Genomic DNA, 19592 nt, shown 5'->3' with positions numbered 1-19592 from the left:
ATGATACAACAGACATTTACAAGGGATGTACGATATCCGCTCGGAAAAGGGGCAGGCAGTGATGCGATACACCGTGATCCTGTTTATTCTTATGCAGTGACCCTATTGCAGGATGATAGTGGTATAAGAGGTACGGGCTTTGCTTTTACATTAGGAGAAGGAAATGACCTTGTTTGTAAAGCGGCAGATTTTTATGCAGCACAACTAAAAGGAAAAGATATTGAGGAAGTGATGGCCAATTTTGGTAGCTTTTTTAAAAAGCTCTCCAATGAACAGCAGTTCCGCTGGCTGGGGCCGCACAAAGGAGTCGTGCACCTGGGGTTGGCAGCGGTGACCAATGCCTGTTATGATCTGTGGGCAAAAAAGAGAGGTGTTCCTTTATGGAAATTATTGATAGAATTATCTCCGGAGCAAATCGTAAACACTCTTGATCTTTCCTATCTCGAAGATGAACTGACCCGTGAACAGGCGATTGCATTGATTGAAGGTAATAGAGATTTGAGCCGTGAAAAGATCACCACAAGTGGTTATCCCGGTTATGATACTTCTATTGGCTGGTTTAATTATCCGGATGCTTTAATACGGGAAAATGCGAAGAAAGCAATCGCAGAAGGCTTTACCGCCATGAAACTGAAGGTAGGATCTTCGGATCCGGAGCGGGATATCAGGCGTGCAAACCTGGTGAGAACAGTAACAGGAGATGAGGTAAAGATCATGCTGGATGCCAATCAGCAATGGACATTGCCCCAGGCACTGGATATATGCGGAAGCTTACAGCAAATGCAACCTTACTGGATAGAAGAACCTACCCATCCTGATGATGTGATTGCACATCAACAGTTAGCCAAAGCAATTGCCCCTACAAGGCTGGCATTGGGAGAACATGTACCTAATCGCATCGTCTTTAAGAATTATTTACAGGCAGGCTGTGCACATTTTATACAGGTAGATGCAGTGAGGGTAGGAGGCGTGAGTGAATTTATAACAGTTAGTTTGCTGGCCGGTAAATACGGAGTGCCGGTAGTGCCGCATGTGGGAGATATGGGGCAATTGCATCAGCACCTGGTCCTTTTCAATCATATATCACTGGGGCACGAAGCACTTTTCCTGGAGCATATTCCACATCTGCAGGAACATTTTGTACATCCTGTACAGATCAGGGATGGAGTATATCTTACACCACAGGAGCCGGGTAGCAGTTGTGATCTTAAAGAGATAGCATGATACAGACAACGGATATAATTATTGTAATACTATACATCACAGGAATTGTGGTGATTGGCTTATGGGCGGGTATAAAAAAAGAGTCGGGCACGAAAGACTATTTCCTGGCAGGCAAATCATTACGCTGGCCGATGATCGGGCTGGCCTTATTTGCTACCAATATTTCCTGTTTGCACCTGGTGAGCCTGGCTCAAAGCGGTTTTGACGATGGTCTGCTGAGTGGCAATTTTGAATGGATGGCAGCATTTACGTTGATCCTGCTGGCACTGTTTTTTGCACCCTTCTATATTCGTAGCGGTATCAGTACCCTGCCCGATTTCCTGGAGAAACGGTATAACCGTGCATGCAGGGATTGGCTTACCTTGATTTCAATTGTCTCTGCTATCACCATACATATTGCCTTCTCGCTGCTCACAGGTGGTATTGTCCTGGAAACGTTGTTTGGAATAAATATGTATACCAGTGTTTCGGTGATTGCCGGTATTACGGCCGTCTATACCATCATTGGCGGACTTAGGGCTGTTGTGATCACGGAGAGCATACAAACGGTGGTGCTGGTAGCAGGTGCTGTGATCATTACCACTGCCTGTTTTCATAAAATGGGTGGATGGCATGCGATGACCAATGTATTGCAGGAGCAGGGGCAACTACATAAGTTATCTATGTTGCGGAGTGAGGGCAAGCTTCCCTGGTATGCGGTATTCCTGGGTTATCCTGTGATTGGTATCTGGTATTGGTGTGCGGATCAGACAATTGTGCAGCGTATTCTGGGCGCTAAGGATGAGAACCATGCACGGCTAGGTCCTTTATTTTGTGGCTTTATCAAAATACTTCCTGTATTTATATTTATCCTCCCCGGCTTGTTTGCAAGCACATTGGTGCAGAAAGGGCTTTTACAGTTTACAGGTGATAGCAAAGGCATTTATACGGTGATGATCACACAGCTGGTGCCTACGGGGCTGGCAGGTATTATTGTCGCAGCCTTGTTATCAGGTTTAATGAGCCAGGTATCAGGAGCATTAAACAGTATCTCTACGCTGGTGAGTTTTGATCTGTATAAGCGTTTTAAACCATCTGCCAGTGATCAGCAACTGGTGAGAATGGGGCGTATATCAGCGGGTATTGCCTTGTTGTTATCAATCCTGTTATTACCCTTACTCAATAGTTATAATAGTATTTTTAATGGGGTAAACGATATTATCTCGCACATTGCACCGCCTATCACCTGTGTATTTTTACTGGGTATATTCTGGTCGAAGGCATCGGCGAAGGCAGCACAGCTAACATTGTTAACCGGTTCTGTACTGGGAGCGCTGGTGTATGCCATCAATAAGCTTTATCCAGCTACGGCCTTTGCGCAAATTCCATTTATGATGATGGCGTTTTACCTGTTCATCATCTGTTGTATAATACAGGTTTCCTTTTCTTTTATATATCCTATGCAACATACTGTTGTAAGTACCACATTGTACTGGAGGTCGCCGGTGGAACCTTTGAAAAGCAAGGGTAGTTATAAGGTCTTATCCATACTGTTATTACTTGTAATGGCGACACTATATTTCATTTTTAAATAAAGAGACATGCAACTTTTGACCGGTAAAATCATATTGTTAACAGGAGGGTCCACAGGTATCGGATTCGAATGTGCATTAAAATATGCGGAAGCAGGTGCCGTAGTGGTCGTAGTATCGAATGACAATACTACATTGTCTGCAGCTATCAATACATTGGGAGAGCCTCATTATAGTATCTATGCAGATATTTCAAAAACGGAAGATGTAAAGCGCATGATCGCTTTAACATTGGAGAAATATGGCAGGATCGATGTGATTCATAACAATGCTGCGATTGCGCATCCCTCAAAACCATTACATGAAACTTCCGAACATGAATGGGATGACCTGATGAATATTAATCTGAAGAGTCTTTTTTTAACTACCCGTTATGGCATTGCTGCATTGAAGGAGAGTAAGGGATGTATCATCAATACAAGTAGCCTGGTGGGGGAGATCGGGCAGGAGAATCACGCAGCTTATACCGCTACAAAGGGGGCTGTGAATGCATTGACTAAATCAATGGCACTGGATTATGCTCCTTATCATATTCGTGTAAATGCGGTGGCACCGGCAGGTGTATGGACCCCAATGTTGCGTGAATGGGGCAAATACCAGAATAGTGGAAGGGGGATAGAGGCGTATATGAATGCGATACATCCACTTGGATATTGCCCGGAAGGCGATGTGATAGCAGATGCATGTGTATTTCTTATTTCGGAAAAGGCCCGCTTTATAACAGGTCATGTCATGCATGTAAGTGGTGGTGCAGAACTTGGTTACAGGGCGCTCAATTATTCAGCATGAAAAAGTTAATCATATTATCAGCCTTATTTTTTTTACAGGTATATAGTTATGCACAGGTAAATATACCTTTTGGTAAAAATCACCGGATCATTTATGATCTTCAGAAAGGTACCTATACGGTTATGCTGAATGGCCGGATTGCCTTTGAAAATGTGTTTGCAGTAGCACAGGAGATTGATTCGCGTACGCCGGTGAAGCGTGGATATGCTATAAAGAAATCAGGCAGTGCTACTGTGTATACCATTAATAGCGGCCCCTTGCAACAGCAGTTTTATACTTACCCGGGCAGGGATTACTGTGTCATTTCCATCAGCTTGGCCGGCGGGTCATGTAATTATTTGTCTCCGCTGAACACAGGTTATATTGCTACTGCCGGGCGGGTACTGAATGTGCCATTTGATAATGATATGTGGTTTCGGTACGATGCTCCGCTTTTTGGTAAAGCTGATTTTACAGGTTGTGAAGTCACCGCCATCTATAATGAGAAAAGCGGGATAGTAGTAGGTTCCCTGAAGCAGGATGTGTGGAAAACAGGGATACAGGTGCGAAACAATACATTGAAAGTGATTTGCGGATTTACAGATTCTTTGCGTACGCATGATAGGAAAGAACATGGTAGGGTACAAGCGGTAGAGGGTTATTGTAGCTCAGCACCAGTCTTTATTGGATATGATAAAGATTGGAGAAAGGCAATGGAGACCTATGCAATGACCAATAGATCTTTTCAGCCGGCATATGTATCTAAATGGAAAGGAGCAACACCGATATGCTGGAATAGCTGGGGGGTAATGCAAACGAAGGTGGATTTTGCTAAGGCGAAAGGAGTCGTAGATTTCTTTCATGATTCCTGTACGGGCTATCGTACGGCAGATAAAACTTTGTATATCGATCTGGATTCTTACTGGGATAATATGACGCCTGATCAATTGAAAATGTTTGCGGCATATTGCAGGGAAAAAGGCTTTAAGCCAGGCATTTACTGGGCGCCATTTGTAGACTGGGGCAAGTATGACCGGCCGGTAGAAGGAAGTAATTACCGGTACAAAGAAACCTGGACAACACAGCAGGGGAACTATGCAGATACAGATGGGGGGCGTGCAATGGATCCTACCCATCCTGCTACGCGGCAGCGGATAGTTCACTTTATGCACATGTTCAGAGAATGGGGATATGAAATGGTGAAGATAGATTTCTTATCACATGGTGCAATAGAAGGGGATCATTTTTATGACCCGGCAGTTACCACAGGGATGCAGGCTTTTAGGAAAGGGATGGAATGGATAGATAGTGTGGCAGGAGATAAAATGCTTTTGTATGCCGCTATTTCTCCTAACCTGGCAACATCCCGCTATGTACATATGCGGCGAATAGCCTGTGATGCATTCAACTCAATTGAAAATACGGAATATACATTGAACAGTACTGCTTATGGCTGGTGGCAGTGCCTGCTATATAATTACCTGGATGCGGATCATGTGGTGTTTAAGGATGCATCTTTAAATGCCAACAAGGCAAGGCTGGCATCAGCATTGGTAACTGGTAGTGTCGTAGCTGGAGACGACTATTCAGCAGATGGACCCTGGAAGGCAGTCGCGTTGCAGTTATTGCAGGATCAGCATTTAATGGCTATTACAAGAAATGGCAGGAGTTTCAGACCCGTAGATGGCAACAAGGTATTTATGAAGGATGGCTATATAGCGATCTTTAATTACGATAAGCAGGAGCAGGAATACCGGGTGCCCATATTAAAAGGAGGGACAGCAACAGAGTTGTTTAGTAAGAAGGCAATATCCGTTGGCGATACACTTACAGTTAAGGTTGAAGGGGAAACCGCAGTTATATATAAGGTGAATTGACTTTAAACAATCATGTTGGTTTGGTGTTATACTCCATGTGCTTTTTGCTCCGAAATAACCAAAACAACCAATCACGATGGAACACCACCACCATTCCTGCACGCATTGCGGATGCGACAATCCTATTTTAAAGCTATTAAAAGATGAGCTCTTTACGCCGGAAAACTTTGCACAGCTCCCCCAGGAAAGACTTGTTTCCAGGTCAGCACAAATAGATCCCTTCATGGTCAGTGGCGGAACTATACGCCCTATGATCAATGGCTCGGTAGAAACAGTACCTGCCATTGGATTTGCAGAAGGCAAGGTAGTCGTTAGCGGTACTGAAGAGGAGGTATCTGCATTTATGCAACAAAATCATCCCGGTTTTTATTCCAGGGTATTGCCTGAGGGTAACACCTTATTACCAGGATTAATAGAACCGCATGTACACCTGGTACCTACTGCTATGTTAATGGGCTGGACGGATGTTGGGGGATTTGAAGAGCAGGTATTGCGTCAGAATTATAACATCGTCAATGTAGGCAGTATTATCAGGAAGACGATTGCCAAACAACAGCCAAACCAATGGTTCCTGGGAGCGGGCCTTGATCCTGCATTAATGCCCATCCTGAATGAAGATGGCAATAAGCAGCTTCTTACCATAGACATCAACGTGTTAGACGAAATTTCCAACGAGCAGCCTATCCTGATCATCAGTGCATCTATGCACACCATTTATGTGAATTCAGCAGCACTGTTATTAATCTGGGAAAATGAAGATAACACTAAGTATTTAAGTGATTACAGTTCATACGAAGATTACAAATCTAAAACACAGGGGCAGTTACAGGAAGAAAAGGGCATGCAGCCAGCGCTGAATACCATCCCCAAGATCCAGAAAGCAGCCATGTTTGTGAATGCATTTCTAAACCTGAGAGACATCTTCGAAACGGCAAATGCAAGAGGCGTTACTTTTATGCATGATGCCGGGATGAATGATGGACAGAAAAAGATCCTGAAGGCTTACTTAGCCGTCAACGCGTCTACAGTGCGTATCGGGGCAGCCCAGGTATGTAATAAAATAGAGGATGTGGAAAAGTTGGGAACATTTACAATAAAGGAACAATACGAAGATATTTACCTGAGCCATGTGAAGGTAATTTCGGATGGTTCTAACCAGGGTTTGACAGGTTATCAGTCAGAGCCCTATTTATGTTATGCAACTAATCCTTATGGCGTATATAATTTTGGCGGAGAGAACAACCCCCAGCCGCAGGACCCGCCGGTGGATTTCAGAACCCTGATGGGCCTGATCATCCGGGATAAGAAATGGCCCGTTATGATCCATGCGAATGGGAACCTGGCAGTTGATTTTGCGATTGATGCATTCAGGGAATTTGTAAAAGATCCTACACAAGGGGTACGGCATAGAATAGAGCATTGCTCCCTGACAACGCCACAGAACCTGGATGATATGAAGAATCTGCAGGTATCTCCAAGTTTCCTGATCGGTCACGTGGGTTATTGGGGTTATGCATTCAAAGAGGCCATCTTCGGACAGAAATCCAATATGCTGGATATGTGTCAGAGTGCCTTAAAACGGGATATGAAAATTACCCTGCACAGTGATAACCAGGTGAGTCCACTTGGTCCGCTGAGAATGATGGAGCAATCTATTACAAGGAGAATGGAGGCCGACCCGGAATGGAATGTACTGAACCCTGCAGAATGTATTACGCATGAACAGGCATTGACGGCAGTGACTTATGATGCAGCATGGCAATGTTATGCAGAGCAGTGGACAGGATCACTTAAGGTCGGCAACCTGGCAGATTTTGTGGTGCTGCAACAGGACCCGCTGAAGATGAAAAACCCGTACATGCATATGCGTAATATCGGGGTGTTGGAAACCTGGGTAGGAGGAACGCTGGTATATGGTAGTACGGTGAGTGAGAAAGTAAATATGGCATAAAATAAAAAGCCCGTGCTGAAGAGCACGGGCTTTTTCAATATCGGCTAATTTCCCAGTTCAATACCCTGCATGAAAACTATGATGATATGAATTAGGAACGAATCATATAATTCGGTACTACTGAGATAATGAAATTATCATTATTTTGAAAGATTGCTCCGTAACTGTTTCAATGCAGAGAATACCTGGTTTTTCACTGTCTGTAAACTAATCCCTCTTTTTTTTGCAATCTCTTTTTGGGAGATGCCTTCAATGTAGTGCATCTCAAAACTGGTCCGGGTAGAAGGCTTAATAGTATTGATCGCGTTTTGCAGTGTTTTTGCTAACTCTTTGTGCTCAATACGGTTCGAGACCACAAAAGGATCCTTTCTATAGGCATATTGTTCATCCCTCCTTTGGGTAGCGTTTCTTTTCCGGATACAATTGAAACAATAATTTCTGACAGCTCCCACCAGGTAATTTTTTGGGGATGACTGGATTTCTATTGTTTTTCGCTTTTCCCATACATATACAAAAGTTTCCTGAACTGCTTCGTGTGCCTCGAACTCATTGTCAAGGCATCTGAAAGCGATAATAAAAAGGAGTGTTTTGTATTTGTCAAACATGGTAGTAAAAGCCACCTCGTCGCCTGATTTGATAAGATGGAATAAGGCTTTGTCTTCTGAAGGTTCCATTTCGGCAAATGTTAATAACACGACAATCTTTATTGGTTAAAAAGTTAATATATACGAGCTAATTGTTAATGTTAAACCTGAATAAGTAAATTAAAGGGGCTATTTATAACCTAAATAACTGATATTATAAATAATCATTGATCTAAGTAAAATCATTTTTCTGAAAATTATGTGAACGCCTTGTTAATAGACGCCTTATTTTTTGTGAAGTCGATCACATCTATTATTTGTTATAACACTGTTTTTTAAAGGTATTGTTAAGAAACTTTTGCATCCTGATAATAGTACCTAAAGGACACTAATTGATATTATTGGGTGGGCAACTAAACAGCTGTACATAATTTATTGCCAGGTATTTTACAATCGATATAGTTTGCTTTCGTTTTATATAGGGCTTCATCCTTCAAAACAATCTTACCTGTTGGTTAAGTTAATAGTATATACTACGATACTTTAGCGGAGAGGAAAACTTAATGCAAATGGATTACATGATTAGGGGCTGATTAACAAAATTACTATTATGCCGGTGTCACTTGCCTCGTTTATTAGGGGATAGTACCGGGCGATTGAATGCCAGCAGAAACTTGAAACTTATTATTGTTAAACCCTGATCTTATGAAAAACTATTGTTAATAGACATTCTTTTATTTGCCGCTACTAATTACTGGTTCTGATTCCATTAGCTGATTGGCAACAGCCTGGCCAAAACAAAGTATACCTGCTGCAATAACTTTGATGGGTGGAGGTAATATTCATAAGAGGAGTTGAAACTGGTCATGTTTCTTTGGTAGAGTGTCGGGAACAAAGTCTGATCTGTTTGTATGATATATTTATTTAATACCACGGGCTGATCAAAAAACAAGGATTGGGATTTTGCAGATACGGTTTCAATATTATTAACTGGGATAATGTTACAGACTGGTTTAGCAAAAGACAAGGTACCATTAACGTTAGTTAGAAAATTAATTCATATATAAATATATTTATCATCAATCGAAATGATATTTATCATTACAACAAAACCAAAATATCATCCGGGTCAGTGTATACATTTAAGTTGAAAATACCATCATATAAACCATTGAAAGGCATAGAGCAAGAACCTTAAAAATAGCTTAAATTTTTCATCTGCCATAAAGTGCATTGTAACTTTATTCCTAACTATGCGCTATATATTTTAGAACCTTTTTAAGAGGGACACCTATATTCTGAATATGACACCATTAGCATTACCTGCTGCAGGCAACTCATGCCGCAGTAAAGTTTCCCTGTGCTTAAAGCATCCGGTATTCATTGCTACAATATATATTGTTGCTACCATTATATTATACATACAGGCAATCACGACAGATCGCTATAATAATTTCATTATTTTCCGTTCCTCTTTTTATCATTTAGTACATAAGTTACCGCTATATCAGGTTTATTCGGCAGAATACTTTGATTATTTCCTGTATCATCCATCCTTTCCTGTATTGTTTGCCCCCTTTGCATTATTGCCAAAGGAGCTTGGTTTGCTGGCCTGGCTGCTGGCGAGTACCCTCATTTTTCTTTATATGGTGCGGCAACTACCCTTTACAGATAATATTAAATATATTATTTCCTGGTTCCTGCTCATTGAATTAAGTAACGCCATCCAGTCCGAACAAACCAACCCCGCCATGGCGGCGTTTATGGTCCTGACAGTGACAAGCCTTCAGCGGCAACAGCAAGGGCGTGCTGCCTTTTTCACAGCCCTGTGCTTTTTCATAAAAGGATATGGTGCTATCACCGGACTGGCTTTCCTGTTCTTCCCCCGGAAAGGTTCATTTATCGGCTGGGGCCTGGTATGGTTCATAGCAGGTTCTTTACTCCCTTTACTCTTCATCTCCCCGCAGCTACTCTGTCAACATTATATTGATTGGTTCCATTTGCTGACAAGCAGCACCATTAAAGAGGATGGATCCCTGTTGGGAATGCTGCATGTGATCCTGGGCCTTCATGCACCAGCCAGTGAACTGTTCGACAAAATAGCATTACTGATAGCAGTGGTCATGTTACTGCACGTATTAATAAGTGGGCTGGTAAAACGGGTACAGGGTTTTCCCCTGATGCTGACAGCCTACCTGTTGATATGGATCGTAGTCTTTAATCAAAGTACTGAGTCCCCCACATATATCATGGCCGTAACCGGCGTAGCCATTGGGTGTTTTGCTATGCCTTTACCAGGCACCTGGCGCAAATGCCTGCTGTGGTTTACCCTGGTAATTGTATCCCTTTCACCGACAGACCTTGTACCGAAATTCATTAATCAATATGCCATTGCCTTGCATATCAAAGCATTGCCTTGTACGATCGTACTACTCTTTTTACAGGCATGCATAGGGGGATGGGGCAATACCACCGTTAATATCTACAAAAAATAAAGCCTATATGTCTGTACAATCTTTGGTAACAGCTGCAACCCATTATTCAGATCCGGAAAATGTATTGGTCTTAACAACCGGCATTGATCTGATCCTGCCCTGTTACAACCCACCCGAAAACTGGGTAAATAATTTGCTGCAACATTATGAAGAAATGATGAGTATACTTGGGTCTGTACCGGTACAGCTCATACTGGTAAATGATGGATCTACACGCAACTTTGGAGAGGAGGAGGTAAATCACCTCAAGTCGCTTATCCCGGACATTATCATCGTCAGTTATTCGCAAAACCGGGGGAAGGGATATGCCGTGCGCGAAGGATCAAAGAAGGGACGCAGCGATTTCCAGGTATATACAGATCTCGATTTTCCTTTTGGTGTGGGTATTGTAAAAAAGGTATATGAGCAATTGCTTCAGGGAGCTGATGTAGTAGCAGGGGAACGGGGAGCTGCTTACCTGGAACTACTGCCTGCAAAACGGAAGATGATTACACGGCTAAGCAGGTATATCAACCGTTCCCTGCTCCGCCTCAAAATAAATGATGCACAGGCGGGTTTGAAAGGGTTTAACCGGAAGGGACGCCGGGTATTGCTGGCTACACATGTAGACGGCTTTTTATATGATAGCGAATTTATTTACAAGGCAGGACGGGATCCCATGATCACCATGAAAACCCTGGATATTAGTTGTCGCCCAGGCATCAGTTTTTCGTCATTCGGGATAAAGCCATTGTTGAAGGAACTGCAGAACTATTTTAGTATTTTAAGAAATTGATTATGAGTAAGACCAACAAACTGTTGATAAGTGTAGATGTAGAGGAATTTGATATTCCGATGGAATTTGGAGGACATGTACCCTTACATGAACAATTGTCGGTTTCCCACAGTGGTCTGATGAGCGTACTGGAGCTGTTTGAGAAGTACCAGGTACGGGCTACCTTTTTTGTGACAGCATACTGGGCGCAACACTACCCCGAACTCGTTCGCCAGCTGGCAATACGGCATGAAGTAGCTTCTCATGCCTATTATCATAGCAGTTTTGAGCCAGCGCACCTGGAAGGCTCCAGGCTCGCACTTACGGAAATCACCGGCATGCCTGTAAATGGTTTCCGTATGCCCCGCCTCAAACCCGTTAGCACTGCCTCCCTGCTAAGTGCCGGATACCTGTACGATTCTTCGCTGAACCCAACCTGGCTGCCAGGACGTTATAATAACTGGGATAAGCCCAGGACTCCCTTCGTGGAGAATGGCCTGTGGGTAATGCCATCTTCTGTATCACCCCTGTGTCGATATCCCATTTTCTGGCTAAGTATTAAGAATATGCCAGGTGTAGTCACCCGGCATTTCAGCAACACTATTTTAAGAAAGGACAGGTTGCTTTCCTGCTATTTCCATCCCTGGGAGCTGGCTGACCTTAGCAGCTACCAGTTGCCAGCTTATATCCGTCGTGTTTCCGGTAGCAAAATGCAGCAACGGCTAAGCAGTTTCCTTCGGTACCTGCAACAGAAAGGCGAGTTTTGCACACATATTGAATGGCTGCGGGAACAAGGGCAGTATTGAACCCCAGCTTTAGGCTGCCTGGCTTGTCTTTTCCTGTTGATTCGCAGGTGATTGATCCTTTTTTATCAGCAGATAAACGGGATTCGACAAATGATGCGAAATTTATTCAGGTGGTTTCAGTGATTATATTTTGAGTATGCCGGAACTTTTGATCAATTAATTTAACGTGTAAAATATATGCTCCTAAAACGGGTAGGGAAACGAATTGAAGCACCCTAAGCCTGCCTCCACCTCCAAAATATAATCCCCCGCGCGGTTTTAAAAACACAATCCTCCACCAAACGCCGTTAGAGCTGATCCTGACGGGGTGCCCGCCTTTGTATATGCTACCAGAGCTGGCTTTTGGGCCAGAGTTTGTAAAAATGTATCTAAACTCCTGAGTTTTGTATAAGCCGGATGCGAATGACCTGGAATAACTTTGTATTCATTATTCCTCTCGCACTGCTAGTGCCATAATCAGTAAAATCATGAAGAACAAAAGTGTATTAATAACAGGAGCAAATATAGGCTTAGGTAAAGAAGTTGCAAGACAATTGGCTTTGATCAATGAAACAGAAAAGATTTACCTTGGGTGCAGGAATGCTCAGAAGGCAGATGAGGCCAAAAGAGAATTGGTTAGTTTGACAGGGAGGGCAATTTTTGAAATTGTCATATTAGACGTAAGTGATCCTGCCTCAGTTAGCGCTGCCGTGTCAGGTATGAAGCAACCGGTAGATGCTTTGATATTAAATGCAGGAGGACAAGGAGGAAAGGAGCCATTAGCTATCACATCGACAGGCATGACTAATATTGCGGCTACAAATTTATTAGGTCATGTTGTATTGGTTGATGAAATGATTAAAGCCGGAAAACTAAACAATGAAGTTTTATATGTAAGTTCAGAAGGCGCAAGGGGAATTAAGGGGGTTATGAAGAAACCAAATCTGAAGAGCAATTCAGTTGCAGAATTTGTTTCTGTTCTCGATGGTTCATTTTCAAACCCGAAGTTTGATGGAAGTGAAGCTTATGGCTACGGGTATATAAAATATATAGGTGCCTTATGGACATCCGCAAACGCCCGCAAATACCCACAAATAAAATTTATTAGCATAAGCCCTGGTAATACAAGTGGTACCGCAGGATATGATAATTTACCAGGCATGACGAAATTTCTATTTAAGTATCTTCTCGCACCAATTGTAATGCCGCTAATCGGAATGATCCACAGTATACAAAAAGGAGCTGCACGATATGTGGAAGCCCTGGGTAATGCCAATTTGAAAAGTGGTATGTTTTATGGCAGTAAGGATGGTAAAGTAACGGGTGCCATGGTAGAACAGGGCACTATTTTCCCTGAGTTCAGGAATATCACTTTTCAGGATAACGCTTACGAAGCATTGCATAGCTTTATAAAGTAATTGTCAATCATTATGAATCATTTTAGCAGCCTGATCGAAGCACATCGTATTTTAGGGTTCCCACCGCCGGAAAATCCGTTGATCAGCATTATGATATGCGATAGTGCTACTTTCAGCAATGATCTGAACTATACCTGTGATTTTTATCAGATCAGCCTGAAGAAGATGAAATCTGGCGTAATACGGTATGGCAAAACCCAATATGATCATGATCTGGGCTCATTGTATTTTATTAGGCCACGCCAGATTGTGGATATGAAAGATATTAAATTAGAAGAAAATGGATTTAATATTTGCTTTCATGAAGATTTCCTGGTGGGTCATCCACTTTACAATGAGATCAAAAAATATGGATTCTTTGATTATGAAGCGAACGAAGCCTTGCATCTTTCACCGGCAGAGGAAAAAGTGATCTGGGAATTGTATCGGAAAATTGAAGCCGAATATGGTAACAACCAGGATGAGTTCAGTAAAGCTATTATGATTACACATATAGACGCTATCCTCCAATATTCACAACGTTTTTACAGGCGGCAATTTATTGACCGAAAACCCTTATCCGGATCAACTGTTTCAAAGTTCAATAGTTTAGTGGCCACTTACTTCGAAAAAGAACTTATGAATGAAAAAGGGCTGCCTACAGTAAATTATCTGGCTGGTGAGCTCAATCTGTCACCCCGATACCTCAGTGACCTGCTAAAACAGGAAACAGGGAAAACAGCTATAGAACTGATCCATTTATACCTGATCTCGGAAGCCAAAAATTTACTGGCGGGAACTAATTACGCTGTTTCTGAAATTGCTTACAAATTGGGTTTTGAAAACCCACCATATTTCTCAAGGCTATTCAAAAAAGAAACAGGCATGAGCCCTGGTGAATTTAGAAAGTCAGGATAAACCAGGCGGGTTTTATTCCATAAGGGATCGCCCCGGACCTGTTATAATTACAACTATTTATATCATGACAACTGAACCGGTTGCAAACTTCCTCAAAACAAAACATACATGAAAGAGGGAATTCGCCAACGGTAATGAAAACCATTTTCAGTAAAAAAGGCCTCCAGGATTTATAATCCGAAGGCTTTTTTTACTGAAAATGGACATATAATCCTCAATTTCATTCAGCAATAGCAGCAGGATAATCGGTATACCCATTTTCCTCCCCGCTATACAGTGTATCCCTGTTCATTTCTGACAATGGTAAATTATACCTGAAGCGCGCTGCCAAATCGGGATTAGCTATAAATGCCGCACCAAAAGATACAAGATCAGCAGTGCCTTCCTGCAGGATTGCATTCCCGCTTTCCTGCGTAAAGCCCAGGTTCGCCATTAGCCGGCCGCTGTAATGATGGCGAAAATGACTGAAATAATCCTGTTGCAATACCGTAACTGGTGTGCCGGTTAAATCTTCTGCAGGTCCTACAATATGCAGGTAAGCCAGGTTATAATCGTTCAATTTCTTAAGGATGTACTGGAACATTGGGATCGTCTCTTCATCCGGCGTCACAATGCCTACATGGCTATATGCAACAGGTGTAAACTTGATAGCTACCCGTGTGCTTTCCCAAACTTCCAAGATGGCGTCCAGGATCTCAAATATAATTCGTGCGCGGTTCTCAATACTGCCGCCATACTCATCGCTTCGTTGATTTGTAGCCAGGCTTAAAAACTGGGGGATTAGCATCCCTGCCTGCGCATGGATTTCAATACCGTCAAATCCTGCTTCCTTCGCATTGTTAGCTGCCTGTTGATAATCTTGTATAGTTTGTTTGATCTCAGCAACAGTAAACTCCCTGGGAGTCACTGTTTCTTTAAAGCCCTCCGGTGTGTAAGAATGAGTCTGCGGATTGATGGCGGAAGGCCCGGCAGGTAATTCACCATGAAAGAAATCTGGATGAGAGGCAGCACCGATATGCCCTAATTGAGAAAAGATCAGACCACCTTTTTCATGTACAGCATTGGTCACCAGTTTCCATCCCTCCACTTGTTCCCTGGTGAAAATGCCCGGCACATTAATAAATCCAATGGACTTCTCACTCACCCAGGTGCCTTCACTCAAAATCAAGCCTGCTGAGGCCCTTTGAGCATAATACCTGGCCATTAACGGCGTAGGTACAAGGCCCGGATTAGTGGCTCGTCCACGTGTCAGTGAGGCCATAATCACCCGGTTTTTTAATTTTAAATCTCCAATTTGGTATTCTTCTAACAGCGGTTGTACTGTATTTCCCATTGTTTTTTATGCAAACCTCGGGAATAAGGCACAGCTGCACAATACGGGAAAAACTAATGGCATAGGGATAAATTTATCCCTATGTATGGAATCGTATACAATGCTTAAATTTGAGAAAAGTAAACTGCATATGTACGAAAGAAAGACGCCACTCACCATAGATTGCGGATTACACCTGACTAAAGAAGTGCTGAACGGCAAATGGAAACCAGCCATCCTTCGGGCTATTTCAATGGAAGTAAAGCGTCCTAGTGAGATCCTGCGCTTATTTCCCGGCGTTACCCGCAGAGTGCTGAATGTACAGCTCAAAGAACTGGAAGGGCATGGAATGGTAACGAAGAAGACCTACCCCCAGCTTCCGCCTAAGGTGGAGTATTCGCTTACGGAAATCGGCTGGTCATTAATGCCGATTATTGACGCTATGAATCAATGGGGGGATGCTAATCGTAGTTTTTTGGAGAAAGTTATTAAACAGGCGCCTAAGATTGGCGAAACATCAAAATCGACTTGCCAGATTTACAGGCATATGACGGTAGCAAGTAAAATAGGATAAGTTAGTCGAACCTAATCAGGCAGCAATCAGGGTGGATGCCTGAATGTTGAATTGCCTGCTTCCACAGTTTAAATCGTCTTATATCCCACCGGTATTGATACTCAAATGGGAAGCTGAATCAGGCCGCTCGCCCAGGTTTAATCACTAAATCAGGTGAATAAAATTTTCAGCAATAGGATCCATATTATTGAAATAACAACCAGGCGAAGCACCTACTATTTTCCGGAAATCCTTATTAAAATGGGCCTGATCATTATATCCCAGGTTATATAAAATCGTGTTATAATTCTTTCTGCCGGATTCATACCGTTTACTAAAAGATTTAATCCTGATGATGCCTGTATATTGTTTCGGACTCATGCCTACCCAATCAACAAACTTCCTCCTGAAATTCCTTTCACTCATGAGGTGTGCGTGGTGTAATGCACCTACATTCAGATTTCCCTCTGCTTTATGAATATCGTTAACCGCGTCCAGTATCTTATGCAGGTGATAGTCATCCGTATGCTGCTTAAGGTATTTCATCAGCAGTTTTTCCAGGAAATAATGCCGGGATCCTTCGGACGGCAGCTCAATCATTTGCTCCAGTAATAAGTAAATATCTTTCCCAAATACATCTGCAGCATCTATAGTAGAAGCTTTAATATGGTCCAGGCTGTCTTTTATAAAGAGATGAGCGGTGCCGGGTTGGAAGACAACTCCAACAAGGTGTACCTTATCTGCATAAGAAAGGAAACTTCTATCAGGGTAAAGCCCGGTTAATGACACGGCCGGCATTTGTTGAAATGCTACTTCATCTCTCGAAATACGCACCGTTTCGCCCAGGTTAAAAACAAGGTCGAGGGTTCCATCGGGCAGGCGCCTGTGAATATTAGGACCAGCACCTTCGGAAATGACCGAATAAAAACATTGAATATACTTTTCCAGGTGTAATGGTCTGCTTTTAATAATACCCATCAGTTTGGCCGATTTTTACAAACGAATATATGGCTAATATATCTAACATTGCCGTCATAAAAAAAACATCATGAAGGCACTGGCATATTTACTATTATTAGTCTCGGCACCCGCAATGGCACAAGATCTGGGTAATTCTGAGAAATCCGTGATTATAGATGCTGTCTCGCAAAAATTAAAAACGCTATACGTATATCCTGAGACAGCCGAAAAGATGGCAAAGCAATTACGTACAAATTTGGATAATAAAAAGTATGCAGACGTTAAGGACCCAAATGCATTTTCGGAACAATTGACAATGGATTTGCAGGCCATTTCGCATGACCGGCACCTGGCGGTATTTTATGATCCCCGTTCTGTCGAAAGCCATCCTGCTACTATGGGGTTTGATCCGGCCAGTGCGAAAAATAAGAACTTTGGATTTAAAGAGTTACGGATATTGGATGGGAACATTGGCTATCTGAATCTTAGCTATTTTGAGGAAACAATGAAGGGGGGAGAAACGGCTGTTCAGGCCATGAATTTTCTAAGTAATGCAGATGCATTGATCATTGATCTCCGGGCAAATGGCGGTGGTGCGACGGACATGGTACAATTACTGGCGAGTTACCTGTTTGAAGGGGAGCCGCAACCACTGACTGATATCTATTGGCGCCCTACAAATAGCCTGACCCAGTATCGCACATTGCCTTATGTAAGCGGAAAGCGACTGCCCCATGTGGATGTCTATTTATTAACCAGTCAGCAAACATTTTCTGCCGCAGAAGATTTTTCATATAGCCTGCAGAACCTGAAGCGTGTCACTATTATTGGAGAAACTACGGGTGGCGGAGCGCATCCAGTGGAGCAGGTATTGGCTTGTGAGCATTTCCTGGTGCGTATGCCTGAGGGTAGGTCTATTAGTGCTATTACAAAAACAGATTGGGAGGGAACAGGGGTAAAACCGGATATAGAAGTTCCGGCAAAGGACGCATTGTTAACTGCACAGTTAAAAGCGCTGACAAAGGCACCCGAAAGTAATTTCCCTGCAAAATGGGCCCTGGCTGCAATAAAGGCGAAGCTGACACCAGTGTTAGTCTCTGAAGATAGTTTGAAAGCTTATGCAGGGAATTATGGAGAGAGGATGATTACTATAGAAAATGGGCAATTGTATTTTCAGAAAAGAGGAGGTGCTAAGAATCATTTGATAGCGATGGATAAGGATCTGTTTTCAGTAGAAGACAAGGATTATTTAAGGATAAGGTTTGACCGGAAAGATGGTGTTGTTATAGGCTTTACCAGGCTTTATGATGATGGAACAGCGGAGCCAGGTTTGAAGGATAGGTAGTGGATATTATTACCCGGTAGAAAGACGCAGTGATCAGGAGAATAAAGAGAAGATGTTATTGCCCGCAGGCAGGAGGGGTAGGAGGAATAAGAAGAGGAGGAACCGTGTATAAGACAAAGAGGCTTACATAAGTACATATAAACATCATTGTAAGGTCACTTTAACGGCACCTCAATATCTAATCGATATACAAGTGATCTTACAATGATGTATTTGTACTCATTTAATGTTAAAGAAGCACCATATCTCACCATAAGATGTTAACATTGTGGAGTAACCTCAAAATTGTTTGTTATGGCCTTAGTTAAAGACAGCATACTTTTAGATAAAGTCCGGGGTGTACTCGGTAATGAGTTCGTGATTTACGAACGTAATGGTCAGATTATCATCGCCAAAAAGCGTGGTCCTTCGAAGGGAAAGCCTACCACGAAGCAGTTGGAAGCCAGGTATAAGATGAAAGTAGCAGCAGCTTATGCCAAAGCGGTCATTATGGATCCCGGGATAAAAGCGTATTATAAGTCCCTGGCTGGTCCCGGGCAGAATGCTTTTAATATGGCGGTTAGGGATGCTTATCAGTCACCCGAGATCCAGGACATTCAATTCGAAGCACAGACAGTGGTTGTGACTGCGAAGAATGAATTCAGGGTAGCGGAGGTGAATGTAAGAGTGGAAGATGCCAGGGGTGTTATCCTGGAGCGTGGAAAGGCTGTTTTAAGCCGAAATGGTGTGAATTGGTCTTATAAGGTAAGCACAGTACCACCCGGCGGAAAACTGGTGATAGTGGCGGTAGATTTGCCTGGTAATGAAACAGTGCGGGAGCTGAAGATTGAATAGAGACATGGTTTACTGCGAGATGACTACCTCGTTATAAATACGTTCCCTCGTTCATAGGTTGAAACTCTTATTCTTACTACGGTGATATCGCCGCGGCAGTGATTGTTTTGCCTGGATGGCTCCCCCGTTCATTAAGATAGCCATCATTACCAATTGCTATTGCCGGGAAGGCTACACGACTGCAGCATACAAGTATATCAGGTTGATGATTTTATTGATTCAATCCTGGATTGTTGCAAGCATCAACCTGTTAGGCGCCTGATC

General features: G+C 42.8%; 16 protein-coding genes. 13 read left to right on the top strand and 3 right to left on the bottom strand.

What is annotated here, in order from left to right; translation table 11 throughout:
• The 5 genes from U0033_RS13925 to U0033_RS13905 all read left to right on the top strand — a co-directional run bounded on the left by U0033_RS13925 (position 1) and on the right by U0033_RS13905 (position 7391).
• Entirely contained in the window at positions 1–1224 is a 1224-nt protein-coding gene (locus tag U0033_RS13925) for an enolase C-terminal domain-like protein (protein ID WP_072364785.1), read from the top strand.
• A complete protein-coding gene (locus U0033_RS13920) occupies positions 1221–2798 on the top strand; it encodes a sodium:solute symporter (protein ID WP_072364787.1) in 1578 nt (525 codons plus the stop codon). The genes U0033_RS13925 and U0033_RS13920 overlap by 4 nt, the downstream gene beginning before the upstream one ends.
• 6 nt (positions 2799–2804) lie before the next feature.
• The gene (locus U0033_RS13915) at positions 2805–3584 is read left to right on the top strand and encodes an SDR family NAD(P)-dependent oxidoreductase (RefSeq protein ID WP_072364789.1); all 780 of its coding nucleotides are present in this window, start codon (positions 2805–2807) and stop codon (positions 3582–3584) included.
• A complete protein-coding gene (locus U0033_RS13910; RefSeq protein WP_072364791.1) occupies positions 3581–5440 on the top strand; it encodes an alpha-amylase family protein in 1860 nt (619 codons plus the stop codon). The genes U0033_RS13915 and U0033_RS13910 overlap by 4 nt, the downstream gene beginning before the upstream one ends.
• Positions 5441–5516: 76 nt before the next feature.
• Positions 5517–7391 (top strand): amidohydrolase, encoded by a 1875-nt coding sequence (locus U0033_RS13905; RefSeq protein ID WP_072364793.1) that lies wholly within the window; start codon positions 5517–5519, stop codon positions 7389–7391.
• Positions 7392–7531: 140 nt separating this feature from the next.
• Here the strand turns inward: U0033_RS13905 and U0033_RS13900 are convergent, their stop codons facing one another.
• Positions 7532–8065 (bottom strand): RNA polymerase sigma factor, encoded by a 534-nt coding sequence (locus U0033_RS13900; RefSeq protein ID WP_072364795.1) that lies wholly within the window; start codon positions 8063–8065, stop codon positions 7532–7534.
• 1214 nt (positions 8066–9279) lie between these two features.
• On the opposite strand from U0033_RS13900, the gene U0033_RS13895 reads away from it, so the two are divergent.
• From U0033_RS13895 to U0033_RS13875, 5 genes are all read left to right on the top strand, one after another.
• On the top strand, positions 9280–10470 hold the full coding sequence (locus U0033_RS13895) for a glycosyltransferase family 87 protein (protein ID WP_072364799.1): 1191 nt from the start codon (positions 9280–9282) through the stop codon (positions 10468–10470).
• A 7-nt stretch (positions 10471–10477) separates the two neighbouring features.
• Positions 10478–11245, top strand: a complete 768-nt coding sequence (locus tag U0033_RS13890) for a glycosyltransferase (RefSeq protein ID WP_083571819.1) — start codon at positions 10478–10480, stop codon at positions 11243–11245.
• Positions 11246–11247: 2 nt separating this feature from the next.
• Complete coding sequence (locus U0033_RS13885) at positions 11248–12030, top strand: polysaccharide deacetylase family protein (RefSeq protein WP_083571820.1); 783 nt, start codon at positions 11248–11250, stop codon at positions 12028–12030.
• A gap of 467 nt (positions 12031–12497) precedes the next feature.
• Positions 12498–13427, top strand: a complete 930-nt coding sequence (locus tag U0033_RS13880) for an SDR family NAD(P)-dependent oxidoreductase (RefSeq protein ID WP_072364803.1) — start codon at positions 12498–12500, stop codon at positions 13425–13427.
• A 12-nt stretch (positions 13428–13439) separates the two neighbouring features.
• A complete protein-coding gene (locus tag U0033_RS13875; RefSeq protein WP_072364805.1) occupies positions 13440–14324 on the top strand; it encodes a helix-turn-helix domain-containing protein in 885 nt (294 codons plus the stop codon).
• A 220-nt stretch (positions 14325–14544) separates the two neighbouring features.
• Here U0033_RS13875 and U0033_RS13870 read toward each other — a convergent pair whose 3' ends face one another.
• Positions 14545–15585 (bottom strand): alkene reductase, encoded by a 1041-nt coding sequence (locus U0033_RS13870; protein ID WP_245801855.1) that lies wholly within the window; start codon positions 15583–15585, stop codon positions 14545–14547.
• 157 nt (positions 15586–15742) lie between these two features.
• On the opposite strand from U0033_RS13870, the gene U0033_RS13865 reads away from it, so the two are divergent.
• Positions 15743–16210: a winged helix-turn-helix transcriptional regulator gene (locus U0033_RS13865; RefSeq protein ID WP_245801856.1), complete on the top strand. Its 468-nt coding sequence runs from the start codon at positions 15743–15745 to the stop codon at positions 16208–16210.
• A gap of 144 nt (positions 16211–16354) precedes the next feature.
• On the opposite strand, the gene U0033_RS13860 is transcribed toward U0033_RS13865, so the two are convergent.
• The gene (locus U0033_RS13860) at positions 16355–17167 is read right to left on the bottom strand and encodes a helix-turn-helix domain-containing protein (RefSeq protein ID WP_072364809.1); all 813 of its coding nucleotides are present in this window, start codon (positions 17165–17167) and stop codon (positions 16355–16357) included.
• Between the two features lie 70 nt (positions 17168–17237).
• On the opposite strand from U0033_RS13860, the gene U0033_RS13855 reads away from it, so the two are divergent.
• Positions 17238–18494, top strand: a complete 1257-nt coding sequence (locus tag U0033_RS13855) for a S41 family peptidase (RefSeq protein ID WP_083571821.1) — start codon at positions 17238–17240, stop codon at positions 18492–18494.
• A 294-nt stretch (positions 18495–18788) separates the two neighbouring features.
• Positions 18789–19328 (top strand): hypothetical protein, encoded by a 540-nt coding sequence (locus U0033_RS13850; RefSeq protein WP_072364813.1) that lies wholly within the window; start codon positions 18789–18791, stop codon positions 19326–19328.
• Positions 19329–19592 lie beyond the last annotated feature (264 nt).

The organism is Chitinophaga sancti, from assembly GCF_034424315.1.
GTDB lineage: Bacteria > Bacteroidota > Bacteroidia > Chitinophagales > Chitinophagaceae > Chitinophaga > Chitinophaga sancti.
The sequence above is the reverse complement of the archived record's forward strand: the minus strand, read 5'-3'. Positions and strand labels throughout refer to the sequence as shown.

Bases quoted from the DNA above. Each gene is read 5' to 3' on its own strand.
- U0033_RS13895 (WP_072364799.1), top strand. From the start codon at position 9,280: ATGACACCATTAGCATTACCTGCTGCAGGCAACTCATGCCGCAGTAAA.
- U0033_RS13855 (WP_083571821.1), top strand. From the start codon at position 17,238: ATGAAGGCACTGGCATATTTACTATTATTAGTCTCGGCACCCGCAATG.
- U0033_RS13860 (WP_072364809.1), bottom strand. From the start codon at position 17,167: ATGGGTATTATTAAAAGCAGACCATTACACCTGGAAAAGTATATTCAA.
- U0033_RS13890 (WP_083571819.1), top strand. From the start codon at position 10,478: ATGTCTGTACAATCTTTGGTAACAGCTGCAACCCATTATTCAGATCCG.
- U0033_RS13885 (WP_083571820.1), top strand. From the start codon at position 11,248: ATGAGTAAGACCAACAAACTGTTGATAAGTGTAGATGTAGAGGAATTT.
- U0033_RS13865 (WP_245801856.1), top strand. From the start codon at position 15,743: ATGGAATCGTATACAATGCTTAAATTTGAGAAAAGTAAACTGCATATG.
- U0033_RS13875 (WP_072364805.1), top strand. From the start codon at position 13,440: ATGAATCATTTTAGCAGCCTGATCGAAGCACATCGTATTTTAGGGTTC.
- U0033_RS13900 (WP_072364795.1), bottom strand. From the start codon at position 8,065: ATGGAACCTTCAGAAGACAAAGCCTTATTCCATCTTATCAAATCAGGC.
- U0033_RS13880 (WP_072364803.1), top strand. From the start codon at position 12,498: ATGAAGAACAAAAGTGTATTAATAACAGGAGCAAATATAGGCTTAGGT.
- U0033_RS13850 (WP_072364813.1), top strand. From the start codon at position 18,789: ATGGCCTTAGTTAAAGACAGCATACTTTTAGATAAAGTCCGGGGTGTA.
- U0033_RS13870 (WP_245801855.1), bottom strand. From the start codon at position 15,585: ATGGCCTCACTGACACGTGGACGAGCCACTAATCCGGGCCTTGTACCT.
- U0033_RS13910 (WP_072364791.1), top strand. From the start codon at position 3,581: ATGAAAAAGTTAATCATATTATCAGCCTTATTTTTTTTACAGGTATAT.
- U0033_RS13920 (WP_072364787.1), top strand. From the start codon at position 1,221: ATGATACAGACAACGGATATAATTATTGTAATACTATACATCACAGGA.
- U0033_RS13925 (WP_072364785.1), top strand. From the start codon at position 1: ATGATACAACAGACATTTACAAGGGATGTACGATATCCGCTCGGAAAA.
- U0033_RS13905 (WP_072364793.1), top strand. From the start codon at position 5,517: ATGGAACACCACCACCATTCCTGCACGCATTGCGGATGCGACAATCCT.
- U0033_RS13915 (WP_072364789.1), top strand. From the start codon at position 2,805: ATGCAACTTTTGACCGGTAAAATCATATTGTTAACAGGAGGGTCCACA.